The following is a 16,764-nucleotide window of genomic DNA, read 5'->3' on the forward strand; positions in this document are numbered from 1 at the left end:
TATTTAGGTGTGGTTTGTGAGGCTTTTATATCTTTTATTTTTGTCGGCATGTTTTTCTCTGTATTACTATGTGGGTCCTACCATACGCGTCAAGTTAAGGAAATAAAGGTATGAAAGAGATAGAATAATAAGGTATAAGTTCTCCCAGATATACTTTTAGTGAGAGAACCAATGAATAAAATAACTTGCTTATCAAAAAAGCTCAAAGAATTTTTTAATGAAAAAGCAGAGAAAATCTCAATTACAACAAGGTTTATAAAAAGAAAGAGAAAGCTAAAAGGTTCATCATTCGTAAAAGCCATGGTCTTGGGTAATATAGGAGTTGATAATTGTAGCGTAGAAACAATGTGTCAATTACTAAACGAGGACTCGATAGATATAACAAAACAAGGTTTGGATTTTAGATTTACTGAAGAAGCAGTGGAATTTATGAAAAGGATGTATAATGAATCTGTGATTCTCTTTAAAAATATCTTGCAAGTTGATTGCAAAATCTTACAGCAATTTAATAGTGTTAAATTATTGGACAGTAGCTATATTACTCTACCTAACAGTATGGAAGAGATGTATAAAGGTTATGGTACTAGCTACAGTGGCTATGAAAGCAATACTAAGTCTGGAATAAAGTTACAATTAGTTTTCGACTACATGAATCAGATAATAGACCAACTTAATTTAACGGAGGGGGTAAGATCAGACCAGGGATATAGGAAACATTTAAGTAATATATTAAGCAATGATTTGCTAATATCTGATCTCGGTTATTTTGTGCCAAGTTCTTTTAAACAAATCAATGAAATAGGAGCTTATTTCATAAGTCGTTATAAATCTGATACCAACATATATGATGTAGAAACAAATCAAAAAATGGAGTTATTAGAATGTTTAGAGGATAAGTTATTTTTAGAAAACGAGGTATTGTTAGGAAAAGAAGCAAAAATTAGAGTAAGAATTATATGTCAGAAACTAACTGAAGAACAGTCTATGGCCAGAAGAAGGAAAGCTAATAGATTAGCAAGATCGCAGGGATATACATCCTCTAAAAGAAATCAAAAATTGTTGAACTGGTCAATATTTATAACTAATGTTCCAGAAAATAAAATTAGTGCTGAGCAAGTATTAACGATTTACAGAGTAAGGTGGCAAATTGAGTTATTATTTAAATTGTATAAAAGCCATATCCATACGCGTCAAGTTAAGAGATTGTGAGCAAATTTAGAGAGGTTAAAGTGGATACTCTAGCCCTTCTACGTTTGTCTTTTAATGAAAATAGCGACCAAGTTATAGTGAGTTTTTTAAGAAATGCTTTTAAACTATTAATTTTGGTTAATACTAAAAATAACTCTCTAACCCGCCTTTTTAGCTCAATAAATGCCTTTGTTAAGCTAAGTTCTGTATTCTTTTTCACTTCTGTGCAACCAACTATGCCGTGAAATATAAGAATTGCGCACAATTTAGCATATAGTTCACATAATACTCTGCATGGCTTTCCTTTTAGCTTATCAAGCCTGATATGGCTTTTATACAATTTAAATAATAACTCAATTTGCCACCTTACTCTGTAAATCGTTAATACTTGCTCAGCACTAATTTTATTTTCTGGAACATTAGTTATAAATATTGACCAGTTCAACAATTTTTGATTTCTTTTAGAGGATGTATATCCCTGCGATCTTGCTAATCTATTAGCTTTCCTTCTTCTGGCCATAGACTGTTCTTCAGTTAGTTTCTGACATATAATTCTTACTCTAATTTTTGCTTCTTTTCCTAACAATACCTCGTTTTCTAAAAATAACTTATCCTCTAAACATTCTAATAACTCCATTTTTTGATTTGTTTCTACATCATATATGTTGGTATCAGATTTATAACGACTTATGAAATAAGCTCCTATTTCATTGATTTGTTTAAAAGAACTTGGCACAAAATAACCGAGATCAGATATTAGCAAATCATTGCTTAATATATTACTTAAATGTTTCCTATATCCCTGGTCTGATCTTACCCCCTCCGTTAAATTAAGTTGGTCTATTATCTGATTCATGTAGTCGAAAACTAATTGTAACTTTATTCCAGACTTAGTATTGCTTTCATAGCCACTGTAGCTAGTACCATAACCTTTATACATCTCTTCCATACTGTTAGGTAGAGTAATATAGCTACTGTCCAATAATTTAACACTATTAAATTGCTGTAAGATTTTGCAATCAACTTGCAAGATATTTTTAAAGAGAATCACAGATTCATTATACATCCTTTTCATAAATTCCACTGCTTCTTCAGTAAATCTAAAATCCAAACCTTGTTTTGTTATATCTATCGAGTCCTCGTTTAGTAATTGACACATTGTTTCTACGCTACAATTATCAACTCCTATATTACCCAAGACCATGGCTTTTACGAATGATGAACCTTTTAGCTTTCTCTTTCTTTTTATAAACCTTGTTGTAATTGAGATTTTCTCTGCTTTTTCATTAAAAAATTCTTTGAGCTTTTTTGATAAGCAAGTTATTTTATTCATTGGTTCTCTCACTAAAAGTATATCTGGGAGAACTTATACCTTATTATTCTATCTCTTTCATACCTTTATTTCCTTAACTTGACGCGTATGGCTTTTTTGACTCTGTGGCTCAAGGATTGAACTAGTTAAGACTCGGTCATCATTTTACCGCAAAATCATTAAGAAAAGATTGTGCAGATTATGCTAAGCAACATGGTGAACAAGATAGTTGGACCTATAAAGCAATAATAAAAGACGCTGCTATTGGTGACTACTTTGTTGCACTAGAAGGTCCGTATGGTCCTATACAAAACCCAAAAACTAAAATAAATATGATAGATGAAGAGAAGACTTTTCGTAAATACTTAAAAGACATTGAAAATACGGTTACAGAAACTGATTCTTCACCTATATGGGGTCGTTCAAACATTGAAGGCAGAATGATATGCGACAAGTACAAAGTGGAGCTCCGTGTTTATTCAATAGAGGAAGATAGTCAAAAAATTACAGTAACTAAAATTACAGCACATGATGATGATCCAGAAGTTTTTATACAAGATATAAATCTCAATCAACTAGAGATAGATAGTAGCAAAAAAACTGTAGGAGTAGTGAATTACATGAGGCATTTTGTGCCACTCCTAAGTGAAATTTCTGAAGATATAACAGAAAGTCAACCAGTTTCTAATGAAGAAATCTTTGGTGAAGTGACAGAAGTTCCTGCTTCTGATCAATCAGAGCAAGAAGAACAATATAATATCAGAACTAGCAAAGCAGCAATTGCGCAAGATCATAAAGAACAAAAAACACAAAAAGAGAGAATTGATACCAGCGCTAGTGAGCCAATTCATACAGATACAGTAATTACTATTTCTCATCAACAAGGGCAAGAAACACAACAAGAGGCAATAGAAAAGAAATTAATCAATAGTTACAGAAGAGAAGCTATTTATAGCATAGCTGCTGTAATAACAGCTATAGCATTCACAGCATTTGCTACAGTTGCTATTTTTACCCAACCAATTCCTTTAGCATGTCTTGCTGGAGTTGCTTTAGCCATTGCATGTGTTTGTGTATATCAGTTAACGCAGAGTCATCAAGACATTAACGAACTGAAAGGTAAGGTAGGAGAAAACAACACCTTTACTTTTTTAGAAGAAACGGGATTTAAAATTTATAGCCTGATTGATAAAGCAGCTTCAAAAATTTAAGATCTTTCCTACTTCATCTATATCAACTCAATTTTATTTTTACAGGAGGGCATATGTCATTTACAGAAATTAGATTTCCAGAAAATATATCTTATGGTTCCACTGGAGGACCTGAATTTTCCACTGACGTTGTAACAACTCATAATGGTTGTGAGCAGCGCAATATTAATTGGTCTCGTGCACGTGCCAGGTATAACATAGCTTATGGAGTCAGGTCAAACGAGCAGCTAACAGAACTCATAACATTTTTTCAGGCACGAAAAGGTAAAGCAATAGGGTTTCGTTTTAAGGATTGGTCAGACTTTACAGTTATCAATCAAGAAATTGGCATAGGAGACGATAAAAAAACGATCTTTCAACTGATGAAAACTTACATAAGTGGAAAAGACAAGCATACACGAACTATTAAAAAGCCAGTGCATGATACAATAAAAATTTACCTAGATGGTGAAAAGACAGAAAAATATTCAGTGAATTATTCAACTGGAGAAATAGCATTTATGAAACCACCAGCAAAAGGCACAATAATCACCGCAAGCTTCGAATTTGATGTGCCAGTACGATTTGATACAGATTACCTAAACGCTTCTATTGATAACTATGGCAGCAATAGCTGGAACAATATTCCCTTGGTGGAAGTGAAATAAAGTTAAAGTATGCTCCATAAAAGTTAAGCGATACTGAGGCTCATATTTAAATGAGCCTTGCACATTTTAAAGTCTATCGCCCATTACAATGTTCCACACTCGAAATTTGAGGAAATTCTAATGTAGTGTTTTCTCTTTCTTGTAAAATAGAAAGTTTTAATAATTCTTTTAGAACTAACTTTACAAGTGTTGTACCATTTTCCTTAAAGAGGTAGTCCATCCTATTGGTTTTCTGTATGTGATTGACAAAATTTCTAGCTTCCTCATTAAAAGCCTCGATTGTGTTGATACAAGATAATACTAAATCCGAGCTACTTATTGCTAAAATTCCATTTACGAAAATATCTAATTTTGTTTTATCTTCAGCTAACCTATTTCTAATATCATCATTCTCAAACAAAATGTACTCTAGGTACGAAGCAGACTCAATAAGTATAAAGTCTTCTAAAGGTACTGATTCTAAACATTCGTTAACATCAGTAAGTATTCCAAACTCAGTAATACACCCTTCTTTTCTCACAACATAGCAATCGGGAAGATTACGATACATTGATAGCAAAGAAAAAAGACGTATTATACTTGTACCTCTATCTTTCATTTCCTCTAGAAGCTTTTTATCATTTATTAGTTTGTGCAAAATGTAATCTGTAGCAGAACCTGGTTTGCGAAAACGAAACATATTATTTTCTGCAAAAATAGCCTTAGCCAATTCGATAGACTTTTTATCCTCATCTATAAAAGCCTTCTCGCTTCTATTTAATTGTATGATTTCAGCCTTACTATTGCTGCGTAGCCTAGTTTGCCCTATTAACCTCTCAAATACTTCTGTATTCATATATATCTTAATATAGTTAATATTAATATTAACTATATTAAGAAAAATAAATGAAAATGTTAATAAATATTAAGCTTTTATTAAAAAAGTAAAGTCTTTTTATATTTGTATGAGTATACAAGCAGTTTGATTGTTGTGATATATTTTCTATCGCACCCGGCTGCAGTGCCAAATATTAAGAACAATGTTCGCTTGCTAGCTTTCGCTTCAATATCTGCAAGATTGTGCTAGATACCCTGCACAACTTGCTTCAAAATTTCTGCTTGTTGTTGAGCATGGACATTAGCATAACCGCATGCAGGAGATGCAGCAGCGGGTCTTGCAACACACTTAGGCCTTTTTGCTTGAGTGTCTAGATTAGATAGAACCTCTTCTATTAACGGATTAACAAAAAACCATCCTCCCATATTTTTTGGTTCCTCTTGACACCATATAATTTCAGCGTTCTTATATTTTTCGAGTTCATTGTTTAGTTTATCAGCCGGGAATGGATAAAATTGTTCTAAACGCACTACTGCTATATCGTTTATTTTTTGTGCTTCAAGCATTTCAATTATGTCGTAATAAACTTTACCACTACATATTACAACTTTACGTATTTTATCACTTGCAACTAAACCTGTTCTACACTCTCGAATTACCGTAAGAAATTTTCCTTCAAAGTCAGAAAGGTTAGAAACTGCGCTTTTATGACGCAATAGTGATTTAGGTGTAAACACCACTAAAGGCTTACGAAAATCTCGATTAATTTGTCGGCGTAAAACATGAAAATAATTCGCAGGAGTAGAGCAATTAACCACCTGCATATTATCCTCTGCACAGAGTTGCAAAAACCTCTCTATACGAGCAGAACTATGCTCAGGCCCCTGCCCTTCATAACCATGAGGCAAAAGTAAAACTAGACCACTTGATCGCAACCACTTTGTTTCTGCTGATGCAATAAACTGGTCGATCATGATTTGCGCACCATTTGCAAAATCACCAAATTGCCCTTCCCAGAGCACCAGTGAATATGGAGAGTCAAGGCTATATCCATATTCAAAACCCATCACAGCATACTCAGATAGTGCGCTATCTATAACTTCAAAGCGAGCTTGCTTCTCACTTATGTTGTTTAGTGGAATAAAATCTTCTTCCGTTACTTGATCAACAAGCCTTGAATGACGGTGCGAGAAGGTACCACGACCAGAATCTTGTCCTGACAAGCGCACTCCTATTTCTTCTTTAAGCAATGACGCAAATGCAAGACTTTCACCAGTGGCCCAGTCTATATTGCTACCGGAATTTATACTTTCTATTCTGCCATCAAGTATTTTCCTCACTTTATTATTGAGATTAAAACTACTTGGAATATTGCTATTTATGTGTACACCTAATTTTTTTAGCTCATCTGGTGAAACACCAGATTCCGTATAATATTCACTCAAATCGTTCAACTTTGCTCTTCTCAATTTCGACCACACTCCATCAAACCAATCAGCTTTTTTTGGAGTGTAAGTCACTGACTCAGCAAGACTTTTATCCAACCTTACCCTAAATTCGCTGCGCAATTTACTTACTTCATCACTAATTAGGACTTTCTCTGCAGCCAGCTTCTCTTCGTAAATTGTTCCCGGAGTTTTATGCCTTGATATTGCTTTATACATAAGTGGCTGAGTAAAATTTGGTTCATCACCTTCATTATGGCCATATTTGCGGTAGCATATTATGTCAATCACCACATCCTTTTTAAATTTCTGCACATACTCCATTGCCAAACTCGCGGCAAAACTCACGGCTTCTGGATTATCTCCATTAACATGAAATATTGGAGCTTCTATTGATTTTGCTACATCAGTACAATAAAAAGAAGAGCGTGCACAACGAGGATTCGCAGTAAAACCAACTTGGTTATTGATGACAATATGCACGATACCACCAACTTTATAACCTTCAATGTTGCTCAAAGTCAGGGTTTCAGCAACCACTCCCTGCCCGATAAAAGCTGCATCACCATGAATTGATATTCCAAGCACAGATCTCGTATTTTGTTTTGCCCTTACTCTTCCAGCTAGAACCGGATTTACCGCCTCAAGGTGAGATGGGTTAGGACATAAACTTAAGTGTATTTTTTTACCACCAGCAAGTGCTCGATCAGAAGAGTAACCAAGGTGATATTTGACATCACCAGACACCTCAAGACCACTTGGATATGCAAGGTTGCCTTGAAATTCAGACAGCATTGCCGCATAATCTTTTCCCATCACTTTGGTTAGAACATTGAGCCGTCCTCGGTGGGCCATACCAAGAACTATTTCTTCAATACCAAAAGCTGCAGAATCACTAATAACTCTTTCAATTGCAACAATGGCTGACTCCCCACCTTCGATAGAAAAACGCTTATATCCAGGAAATTTCATATGGAGAAATTGCTCGAACATCTCAGATTCAATCAAGTGCCTTAGTATTTCTTTTTTATCCTGAGGGCTTAGCGTATAGACCTGATTTTCAATTTTCTCCTGCAGCCAAACTCTTTCCTCATAAGAGGAAATATGCATAAATTCAAAACCGATATTCTTGCAGTAAATATCTCTGTAGATTCTAGTGTCACTTGTAGGAGAAAGATTCAAGTATTTTTGATAATCTATTTCCTTATTTACATTCGGTGATAATGGATTTAAGTCTGCAAAAAAGTGACCATAAAATCTGAAAAAATTTGCTAAATCATCAGCATCTACCTTAGCTTCATTCTGTGCTCTGCAGGGTTCTGCTTTATTAACTTCTAAATTGCTCGAAAAAATTCTGTACCAATCTTCTCCAATTGATTTATCGCCTTGCAAGTAACGGCTATAAATTTCTTCCACAAATTCGACATTATCGCCATAAAAACAGGAGTTATTTTTAAAACTGGACATAATCACTACAAAAGTATCAAATACTTATGAGTATAACTTAAGTTTTTTAAAAAAGAACTCCTTTAGTTTCTAATTATTAAGTTATACAAACACTGTAATCCGAGTTTTCCAGAAAGGGTGTCATTCTAGACTGACATCTAATCTTTCCATAAATGCTGTATTTCAACATAAAACAACTATACTCATCAACTTGTGCCAAATCATAATTCCTAGGTTCCAGTGTTAGCTACTTGTTTTTTGGATTTCTATACTATTGCTGATTGAAGATTATTGAAATTTTTTTGCACATTAAGGAACGCAAGCGTTTATGAGTCAGAGGATAAGTCATATAACATTTACTCGATCTTAAGACTTTGAATTTATATTTAAGTAAACGATAAACAGTAATTGGTATGAGTGATCTATTTAAAAGTGACAGTTATGATAAAAATCTCAATTCTTTGATAAGAGTCATAAAGCTGAAGGATACAAAAAAAATTAATGAACAATATGATGAAACACTGAAAGATTTATCTCAAGCTCTGAAGAATTTTACAAACAACGCAAAAGATGTAGCCAAATTTGTTATATATAGCGACTTGAATAATTATGTAGAACCTTTGATCACAAAGCCACTCGGTTTTATTGGAACATTAAAAGGGATATTAGATAGAGTCTTGGGAAAAGATATTCCAACTAATGATAATGACATAAAAAATTTTGTTGGTGATGAATTATCAGGTTTCACTATAGAAAAAGCAGCCGAATACACAAATATTTTAAGTACAATTAATCTATTCAAGAAAGGACTTAAAGAAATTTTAGATTCGAAACAGAGTGGAAAAGGCAATAAAGAACATAAATCATACGAAGTAAGCACGGAAAATAAAACGACATCAAAGCAGAAGGAAGATACTCCTAAGCTGCAAGAAGGAAAACAGCCGGTAGGAAAATTAGTTATGAAGAGAATAAAACGGCCAACAACAGCACCTCCGCCACCTCCTACTGCCTCAAAAAAGGTACACTTTAAACCAGAAATAGAGAACGTATCTCCTGAAGATTCAGGCTATGAAAGTTCATTAAGTGAAGAGTCTGGACATGAGGAAATATCAAATTATCAAGAGAAAAGTAGTAAATCTTCAACAAAAGATTCGGAAGACTCAAAGTTAGCTAAAAAGGAGCCAACTCACAAAACGAAACCTAAGAAAAATGCAGGAACAAGAAGAGGATATAAAAAGAGACAGGCTCCAGAGCCACTAGCGCTAAACGCTACCAATCAAGAAATTAGGCAAGAAACTAAAGAAGATAAATCTGAAATACTGTCAAATCCTAAAAGGCTAGATATTGTTGATCAACAAGTGAGCACGAAACCAATAATAGTAGAAGTGACTTCGCAAAAATCAGCTGAAAGTAAACCAATCCTCAAAAAATCTGCTGATAAAGCAGCATCAGAAGTAAAAGCGGTTATTATAAAAGAAAAAGTAAATAGCAAGAAGGACGGTAGAGTAAAGTCAATAGTAGGAAAATTTGAGCAAAACCAAGTTGCTAAGAGCAAAGCCACCCCTGCAACACAAGCAGATATCGGTATGAAGAAAGATCCTGCACCATCGCAAAAAACTGCCTCCCAATCTCACTCATTTCCGGTAGGAAATAAAAGATCTAAAATGAACCCCATAACAGCAAAGTCCGATTCTAAACTTCCGGTTAGTAAAAAACCTCTTCTCACTCATGTTAGTGTAAAGAAAATAGCTGCACGATTTGAAAGCCATGGGAAGAAATAGTTGTAACCTATTGAACAAACCCTATAATATCCTTGATCTTTTTTATATTGTTATTTGCAATCTCTGCTGCTTTTTCTGTACCTTCTTTTAATATTTTATGTAAATGGAGCTGATCCTTCAAAAGACCGTTCAACTTCTCACGTATGGGTGATATAACACTGATGATTAAGCCAGCTAACTCTTTTTTAAAGTGTTTCATATCATGTTTATTCACTTCTTCACACACTTTTTCCACATTTAAATCACTAAGCACTGAATAAATGTTTACCAAATTGTTTACTTCTGGACGGCACTTTAAAGTAGCAAAATCAAAGCCTGGAATTGAATCTGTTTTTGCTTTTTCTATTTTCTTGACAATCAAGTCATTTGTATCGTCAAGGTTAATGCATGAGTATTCTGAAGAATCAGATTTGCTCATCTTGCTTGCTCCATCTCTTAAGCTCATTATCCTTGATGTACAATCCAAAGTTAAGATTTCAGGTATGATGAAATGACTACATTTATAATGATTGTTAAAAGCTGATGCAATATCACGTGCAAGTTCTAAATGCTGTTTTTGATCATCGCCAACAGGAACATATTTAGTTTGATACAGCAATATATCCGCAGCCATAAGTACTGGGTAGCTATATAACCCAAGAGAAGCTTTTTGTCTATCGCTTCCAGCCTTATCTTTAAATTGAGTCATACGATTAAGCCAACCAATTGGTGTATAGCACCCTAGCAGCCAGCCCAATTCTGCATGACCACTAACTGCGGATTGATTGAAAATAATCGACTTTTCCGGATCTATTCCACATGCAATATAAGTTGCTGCTGCTTTAAAAATATTATTTTTTAATTCATTTGCGGGAAGCTTATTTGCTGTGATTGCATGCAGATCAACAACACAAAAAAGAGATTTATATTTATCCTGCAACCCTATCCACTGCTTAATTGCACCAAGATAATTGCCCAAATGTAATACTCCACTTGGCTGAATACCTGAGAAGATAACTTCTTCCATACCTTGAGTGTTTTATTAGTTACTTTCGCAATCAGCAGATTTTTTAGAAAGAATAACCATTGCAGGACGAAGCAACCTATTTTTAATTGTATAACCAGTTTGTAGTACTTCTACAATAGTGCCAGGCTCTTTTTCATTATCTTCTCTTTCCACAACAGCTTGATGTAAATTGCTGTCAAAAGAGTTACCTATTGGATCTATTTCTTCTATTCCATGTTTTTTTAGATCACTCACAATCTTTTGGTGCGCCACTTTTATTCCTTCATGAATAGGATCATCATCTTTCAAGTTTTCCATTGCTTTTTTTAAATTGTCACAAGAGTCGATCATATCACGTGCAAATTTTGTGACTGCATAATCACTTGCATCGCTAATTTGCTTTTGCATTATACGTTTAACGTTTTCATTATCCGCAACAGCGCGACGTAAATGATCTTCAAGCTGAACTGCACGTTCTTTTAATATATTAAGCTCTTCACTTAAATCACCTGTTTGCTGATCTTCTTGATCATCCCCTTTTCGTTTACTGACCATATCTGCAAATTTCTTTTTTTTCTCTTTATTACTATCTGACATATCATTCACCCTTACAAACTTAATAAATATATAACAATCAATCTAAAAATATCAAGCGTTAGCTATCCTTGTCTTTCTATGCTTGCATTTAAAAAGTCAATCAAAGCAGTTTTATAAAGAGAATCAGAAAAAGTATCAATATTACTTTGCGCCATATTAATATAGTGTTTAGCTTCTTCTATAGAAACATGAATGGCATTATGATGATTAATATATTGTAATGCTTGGTCAAAATTGTGTCTAGCTGAAGAAAAAGATTTCTCCCAGAATTTTTGTTCTGATGGGCTGCCTTTTTCATATGCTATAATAGAAGGTAAAGTAACTTTACCTTCAAAGAAATCTTTTCCAAGTTGCTTTCCTAAAGTGCCTTGATTAGCAGTATAATCTAGCACGTCATCAATTATTTGGAATGCCATACCAAAATTAAACCCGAAATTCCTTAGCCTCTCTGTTTCGTCACTTGTGGCTCCAGATACTACTGATGCAGCCTCGCAGCATGCAGAAAATAAAGATGCTGTCTTTTCTCCAATGATATTAAAATAATTTTTCCTAATTGTGTTAGGGTCAAAACGCGTTGTCATCTGCTTTATCTCACCCTTGACAAGCAAATTAGATGCCTTAGATAAAATAGAGAGAACACTTAAATTCCCACATTCTATAAGCCATCTAAATGCTAAGGTCAATAATAGATCACCAACTAAAATGCTTGATTTATTTCCCCAAATTTTATTTGCTGTTGCAACTCCATGGCGTGCCTTACTTTCATCAAGCACATCATCATGAAGTAAAGTAGCGTTGTGTATAAATTCTACCGATGCAGCAATGTTGACCCTACTCTCTCCAGAGTAATTCAGCATTTTACACATAATAAAAATGAGCTTAGGCCTTATCTTTTTTCCTCCTGAATTAATAAGATGAGATGTAATATCGGTAGCAAGCTTAGTACCTTCATCATTGACATTTTTGAAGATAAAGTCATTCATAGCCAATAAATCAGAAGATAAAATATCATCTAATTTACTACTTTTTGTTAAATCAGTGTTTAGCATTTAAGAGGACTTATGCTTCTTGCCCTTGTACTTTCTCAACTTTTTTCTTTTCTATTTTTTTCGATTCTGTTTCTAAATCTACTATGCCTTTTTTAATGAACCACATTACCCTTTCAGTTGCTTGCGCTCCTACACTTAGCCAATGTTTTAATCTATCAGCTTTTACCACAACACGATTTTTATTGTCTTTTGGCAACATTGGATCATATTGTCCTATTCTCTCAATAAAGCGCCCATCTCTTGGTGCTCGTGAGTCGGCTACAACTATCCTATAAAAAGGACGTTTCTTTGCCCCAAACCTTGCTAACCTTATTTTAACTGCCATGTCAACCTTTATTCATATATTAATTACAATTTAAATACAATAAACAGCTCAAGTCAAACTAATTGTACCTCTTTTACCTAAAAATACAATATAGCCCCCTCCAATCACTCATAAAAGGAAGATAATAAACTTTTTTATATATCATCAATCATAGCATGATTAACTTCTACTCTATACTTTGATTTTAGATAGCTAATTAACTGTTCCTTTAGCGATATCATCACACGTTTTCCGGTGTCAAGCATGTTTAATTTACCATTTGATGAATGCATTTGTTTTAGAACGCCTATTATAATTTCATTATTGTATTGAATAGGATCTGTTACCGAATTAGTTGTTTTCATATTGAAAATCTCTTCTATGAAAGAAAAAGGGTAGTTTTGTTCATTGCGTTGTATTTGCTGGCCTTTAACCAATTTTATACCTTGCATTTCTTCCAAATCTGTCTTTTCTCTTAGTTGAACTGCTACTTCTTGTCCCATTTTAAACATTCTTTCTTTTATAAATTCACTACGCCAAAGCTTTATGGCTGATTCCCTACTTTCTTCAAAATTTTGTAATTTAGGAGGAACGATATCACTGATTTTTACACTAACAACAGTATCTCCAACACCCTTAAAATAATTCTTCTGATCTTTCTCGCGTGAAAAAATGAAAGAAATGAAATCACTGGAATTTCCTACTTCATTACCACTTTGGTCTTTTCCACTAGCATCTACTGGACCAATGGTTTGTATAGGTAAATTGTAATTATTGGAGATTTCTTCAATCGTTGCACCATTGTATATCTTATAATTCACTTGATTTATGAAATCATTGACTTTTTCAAAAGACTTTTGATTGGTTAAAACTGACCTTATGTCTTTTTTTAAATCAACCAAGTCTTCATCAGAGATTTGATGTATGCTTTCTACCTTTATTACGTGCCATCCAAAATTGCTTGTTAAAACTTCACTTACTTCACCTGTTTTGAGAGCAAATACCTTTTCTCTCATATTTTCAGGTAAGAAATCCTTAGTTATATTATTTACTCTGGTTTCATCGAGTTTCACTTTATTAAACTCTTCTATTATTTGTTCAAAGCTTGCTTTACTTTCTTCAAGTGCTCTTCTTGCTATTTCAGCTTTTTCTTTGGTAGGAAATATCACATTGAATATGTCTCTTTGATTTTTAAGTTCCTGATGTTCTATTATACTATCAACCTCTTCATCTGAAATTCTGATTTGATCTTCAAAATATTTTTGATCCAGAGAAATGTATTGCGCAGTTCGATACTCAGGGTAATAAAAATTGGACTTATTTCTTTCATACAAATCAAGTAAGGCTTGATCATCTGGTTCAGGAACGTCTGTAATTGCATCCTCAGTTATTTTAACAATATCAACTACTCTAGTTTGGTAGCGATTTTTGTATATCTGCTCATCAACACCCTCACCAAAAGTTACCGGATAATTATCTTTAAATAACGAAGTCATGAACATCATTGCAGGCAGGATTTTCTCTAGTTTTTCTATATATTCCTTTTCTGTTATATGCAGGCTATTTAGAGTTTGATGGAATTTATTATGGTCAAATTCTCCTTTATCGTCCTGAAAGTACTTGGTATTTTTTATATGGCTTTTGATAGATTCTTCTCCAACTTTTAATCCAAGTTCGCTAATTAGGTTAAACAATAGTTTTTGCTCTATAAGTGCGTTAAGTAAATCATATTTCAGCTTTTTTACTTGTTCTTTACTTACATCAGATCCAGAAATTTGCTTTTCATAATTTTGATATAGTAATTTATATTCATCTGATGTTATAACTTCCTTTCCTACTTTAGCTAATTCTTTCCTTTCATCATCATTTGATAAAAAATTGCCAATCCCCATAAAGATTAATAAGCAAACTAAAAGGAGAACGATTGCCTTGGTAAAAAAATTTCTAATACTCATTGTAAACTCAATTAACTAACACTTAAATTTAGAATAGCAATAATTTAATCTTTGTAAATCTATTAACAAATTAGCTAATATATGTAATATTGTAGTGTATTAAATTGAATGGAAGCTTATATTAACCTAAGAGCCTGTAAGTGATCTCTGAATATGGTAAGATGAGGTATAGTTGACATGAGGTAAAGTATGAGGAATACATATCCAAGTGACATAAGTTGTGAAAAATTCGAAAAGATTAGACTAATTTTAGAAAGTGTGCGAAAGAAAACAAAGCCAAGAAGATTAGGTTTATATGAGTTATTTTGTGGTGTGCTTTATGTACTAAAAAGTGGCTGTCAATGGCGAATGCTTCCAAAAGAGTTTCCAAGATGGCGAAATTGTTACGATTACTTTAAGAAATGGAGTAAAAAAACGAATGAAGATAGAGAAAGTGTTCTAGAAATTGTCTTAAAAAAATTGGTTGGAGAGAACAGTGGTCGGAATACCAAAACAAGCTTCTGCATCATTGATGCCCAAAGTGTAAAAAATACCGATACTGCTGAAGAAAAAGGTTATGATGCTGGCAAGAAAATTTCAGTAATAAAGCGTCATATCGCAGTTGATACACAAGGTTTGACACACGCAATTCATATAACAACGGCAGAAATAACTGATCGTAGCAGTGCTTTGACAATGGTTAAAAATGCTAAAGAAAGTCTCTCTGAAGTTAAAAACATACTGGTTGATGCAGGCTACACTGGAGAAAATTTTGCAACACAGATAAAAGTAACTATTGGTGCAACTGTTGAGGTGAAGCGAATTACACACCTTTGCTGTATTGCCAAAAAGATGGGTTGTTGAGAGATCTTCTTTTGCCTGGTTGGAAAAATGTAGGCGACTTTGGAAAAATTGCGAGCGTAAACTTAATACTAGCCTACAAATTTGCTTTTACTTCTTTCCTCCTCAAAAGATTATGAACAGGTTCTTTGATGATAAAGGGTTTATTTCTAATAGTCTTTATGTTGATGTGACAATATTTGGTACTTTGTCATTGTTAGCACTGCTAGCTACTGAGATATTTAGTCCTACATTTTCAAAAGGTTGTGAAATATACACTGAAAAACACATGAAAGATTTACTTGAGGAAGATCCAAGAGATAGAGTACAAAAGGAAACTAATCTGTTAGGACGGTATGATCCACGAAGGCTATTAATGCCGATAATTATGCCTCTTGTTAGAAAGTGTTTTGCAGAAGTGGCAAGCGAATTTGCTGAAAGGAATTTTGATGAGGTAAAAACTGATATGTCTGATGTTAATACTGAAGGACTATCTAATCCTCAAGCAATTGAATTTGCACAGCAAACAGTATAGTATAAGCTTTTAGCTCTATGCATGGACTCAAAAAAAGTAGAATTAATATTTGAAAAATTTCAACAGTCAAATCCTGCGCCAAAAATAGAGCTAAATTATACCAATCATTTTACGTTATTAGTTGCAATAGTTCTGTCAGCGCGGACGACCGATATAAGTGTTAATAAAATTACAAAGGAGCTATTTAGTATCGCTGATACGCCAGAAAAAATGTTGAATCTTGGGCAAAGTGAGCTGAGAAAATGCATAAGCAGTATTGGTTTATATAATTCCAAAGCAAAAAATATAATCGGGCTCAGCAAAATATTGATTGAGAGGTACAATAGCAAAGTGCCTACTAATTTCGATGATTTGGTATCTTTACCAGGGGTTGGGAGAAAGAGCGCTAATGTGTTCTTAAATTCAGGGCTTGGTATTCCAACATTGGCAATTGATACTCATGTTTTTAGAGTAAGCAATAGAGTTGGGCTTGTGAAAGAAAAAGATATATTTAAAACAGAGCAATCTCTTTTGAATGTGGTTCCAAAAAAATACCTGCTTTATGCTCATCATTGGCTAGTTTTACACGGTAGATACATTTGCAAGGCACAAAAACCTTTGTGTGAAACATGCATAATTCATGATTTATGTGAGTTTGAATGCAAGAGGTATAAAGTCTAGCACAACACTTCGA

General features: G+C 33.7%; 12 protein-coding genes and 3 pseudogenes. 7 read left to right on the forward strand and 8 right to left on the reverse strand.

All coding sequences use genetic code 11. From position 1 onward, the window contains the following. Positions 1 to 171 precede the first annotated feature (171 nt). Positions 172 to 1,200: pseudogene (locus tag M1L26_RS05315) on the forward strand (IS4 family transposase); the annotation flags it as partial. Here M1L26_RS05315 and M1L26_RS05320 read toward each other — a convergent pair. Further along, complete coding sequence (locus M1L26_RS05320; RefSeq protein ID WP_250119932.1) at positions 1,196 to 2,521, reverse strand: IS4 family transposase; 1,326 nt, start codon at positions 2,519 to 2,521, stop codon at positions 1,196 to 1,198. The pseudogene M1L26_RS05315 and the gene M1L26_RS05320 overlap by 5 nt on opposite strands. Before the next feature lie 311 nt (positions 2,522 to 2,832). Between M1L26_RS05320 and M1L26_RS05325 the strand changes: the two genes are divergently transcribed. Both M1L26_RS05325 and M1L26_RS05330 read left to right on the forward strand, forming a co-directional pair. After that, positions 2,833 to 3,711 carry an OTU domain-containing protein gene (locus M1L26_RS05325; RefSeq protein WP_246433235.1) on the forward strand — a complete coding sequence of 293 codons (879 nt, stop codon included), beginning with the start codon at positions 2,833 to 2,835 and terminating at the stop codon, positions 3,709 to 3,711. 53 nt (positions 3,712 to 3,764) lie between these two features. Continuing rightward, complete coding sequence (locus tag M1L26_RS05330; protein ID WP_010405410.1) at positions 3,765 to 4,358, forward strand: TIGR02217 family protein; 594 nt, start codon at positions 3,765 to 3,767, stop codon at positions 4,356 to 4,358. Between the two features lie 73 nt (positions 4,359 to 4,431). Here M1L26_RS05330 and M1L26_RS05335 read toward each other — a convergent pair whose 3' ends face one another. Further along, the gene (locus M1L26_RS05335; protein ID WP_250120094.1) at positions 4,432 to 5,193 is read right to left on the reverse strand and encodes a hypothetical protein; all 762 of its coding nucleotides are present in this window, start codon (positions 5,191 to 5,193) and stop codon (positions 4,432 to 4,434) included. Between the two features lie 227 nt (positions 5,194 to 5,420). Next, positions 5,421 to 8,087 carry a 2-oxoglutarate dehydrogenase E1 component gene (locus tag M1L26_RS05340; RefSeq protein ID WP_211908437.1) on the reverse strand — a complete coding sequence of 889 codons (2,667 nt, stop codon included), beginning with the start codon at positions 8,085 to 8,087 and terminating at the stop codon, positions 5,421 to 5,423. Positions 8,088 to 8,479: 392 nt separating this feature from the next. On the opposite strand from M1L26_RS05340, the gene M1L26_RS05345 reads away from it, so the two are divergent. Then, positions 8,480 to 9,847 (forward strand): hypothetical protein, encoded by a 1,368-nt coding sequence (locus M1L26_RS05345; RefSeq protein ID WP_211908438.1) that lies wholly within the window; start codon positions 8,480 to 8,482, stop codon positions 9,845 to 9,847. A 7-nt stretch (positions 9,848 to 9,854) separates the two neighbouring features. Here the strand turns inward: M1L26_RS05345 and trpS are convergent, their stop codons facing one another. The 5 genes from trpS to M1L26_RS05370 all read right to left on the reverse strand — a co-directional run bounded on the left by trpS (position 9,855) and on the right by M1L26_RS05370 (position 14,737). After that, entirely contained in the window at positions 9,855 to 10,853 is a 999-nt protein-coding gene (gene trpS, locus M1L26_RS05350) for a tryptophan--tRNA ligase (protein ID WP_211908439.1), read from the reverse strand. A gap of 15 nt (positions 10,854 to 10,868) precedes the next feature. Next, on the reverse strand, positions 10,869 to 11,429 hold the full coding sequence (locus tag M1L26_RS05355) for a nucleotide exchange factor GrpE (protein WP_010402249.1): 561 nt from the start codon (positions 11,427 to 11,429) through the stop codon (positions 10,869 to 10,871). A gap of 62 nt (positions 11,430 to 11,491) precedes the next feature. Further along, entirely contained in the window at positions 11,492 to 12,478 is a 987-nt protein-coding gene (locus M1L26_RS05360; protein WP_211908440.1) for a polyprenyl synthetase family protein, read from the reverse strand. A gap of 10 nt (positions 12,479 to 12,488) precedes the next feature. Then, positions 12,489 to 12,803, reverse strand: coding sequence for a 30S ribosomal protein S16 (rpsP, locus tag M1L26_RS05365; RefSeq protein WP_006015540.1), 315 nt, complete (start codon positions 12,801 to 12,803; stop codon positions 12,489 to 12,491). Positions 12,804 to 12,937: 134 nt separating this feature from the next. Continuing rightward, positions 12,938 to 14,737 (reverse strand): peptidylprolyl isomerase, encoded by a 1,800-nt coding sequence (locus M1L26_RS05370; protein WP_250120095.1) that lies wholly within the window; start codon positions 14,735 to 14,737, stop codon positions 12,938 to 12,940. Positions 14,738 to 14,926: 189 nt separating this feature from the next. Here M1L26_RS05370 and M1L26_RS05375 point away from each other — a divergent pair. The 3 genes and pseudogenes from M1L26_RS05375 to nth all read left to right on the forward strand — a co-directional run bounded on the left by M1L26_RS05375 (position 14,927) and on the right by nth (position 16,751). Next, positions 14,927 to 15,696, forward strand: a pseudogene (locus M1L26_RS05375) (IS5 family transposase). Positions 15,697 to 15,719: 23 nt separating this feature from the next. Continuing rightward, a pseudogene (locus M1L26_RS05380) lies at positions 15,720 to 16,091 on the forward strand (molecular chaperone DnaJ); the annotation flags it as partial. 21 nt (positions 16,092 to 16,112) lie between these two features. Next, positions 16,113 to 16,751: an endonuclease III gene (nth, locus tag M1L26_RS05385; protein ID WP_211908444.1), complete on the forward strand. Its 639-nt coding sequence runs from the start codon at positions 16,113 to 16,115 to the stop codon at positions 16,749 to 16,751. Positions 16,752 to 16,764 lie beyond the last annotated feature (13 nt).

It is taken from the genome of Wolbachia endosymbiont of Ostrinia scapulalis (assembly GCF_023559145.1).
Lineage (GTDB): Bacteria > Pseudomonadota > Alphaproteobacteria > Rickettsiales > Anaplasmataceae > Wolbachia.

Excerpts from the sequence above, each read along its gene's own strand:
- M1L26_RS05345 (WP_211908438.1), top strand. The coding sequence starts at position 8,480 with ATGAGTGATCTATTTAAAAGTGACAGTTATGATAAAAATCTCAATTCT.
- M1L26_RS05360 (WP_211908440.1), bottom strand. The coding sequence starts at position 12,478 with ATGCTAAACACTGATTTAACAAAAAGTAGTAAATTAGATGATATTTTA.
- M1L26_RS05320 (WP_250119932.1), bottom strand. The coding sequence starts at position 2,521 with ATGAATAAAATAACTTGCTTATCAAAAAAGCTCAAAGAATTTTTTAAT.
- M1L26_RS05325 (WP_246433235.1), top strand. The coding sequence starts at position 2,833 with ATGATAGATGAAGAGAAGACTTTTCGTAAATACTTAAAAGACATTGAA.
- trpS (WP_211908439.1), bottom strand. The coding sequence starts at position 10,853 with ATGGAAGAAGTTATCTTCTCAGGTATTCAGCCAAGTGGAGTATTACAT.
- M1L26_RS05330 (WP_010405410.1), top strand. The coding sequence starts at position 3,765 with ATGTCATTTACAGAAATTAGATTTCCAGAAAATATATCTTATGGTTCC.
- M1L26_RS05355 (WP_010402249.1), bottom strand. The coding sequence starts at position 11,429 with ATGTCAGATAGTAATAAAGAGAAAAAAAAGAAATTTGCAGATATGGTC.
- M1L26_RS05340 (WP_211908437.1), bottom strand. The coding sequence starts at position 8,087 with ATGTCCAGTTTTAAAAATAACTCCTGTTTTTATGGCGATAATGTCGAA.
- nth (WP_211908444.1), top strand. The coding sequence starts at position 16,113 with ATGGACTCAAAAAAAGTAGAATTAATATTTGAAAAATTTCAACAGTCA.
- M1L26_RS05370 (WP_250120095.1), bottom strand. The coding sequence starts at position 14,737 with ATGAGTATTAGAAATTTTTTTACCAAGGCAATCGTTCTCCTTTTAGTT.
- M1L26_RS05335 (WP_250120094.1), bottom strand. The coding sequence starts at position 5,193 with ATGAATACAGAAGTATTTGAGAGGTTAATAGGGCAAACTAGGCTACGC.
- rpsP (WP_006015540.1), bottom strand. The coding sequence starts at position 12,803 with ATGGCAGTTAAAATAAGGTTAGCAAGGTTTGGGGCAAAGAAACGTCCT.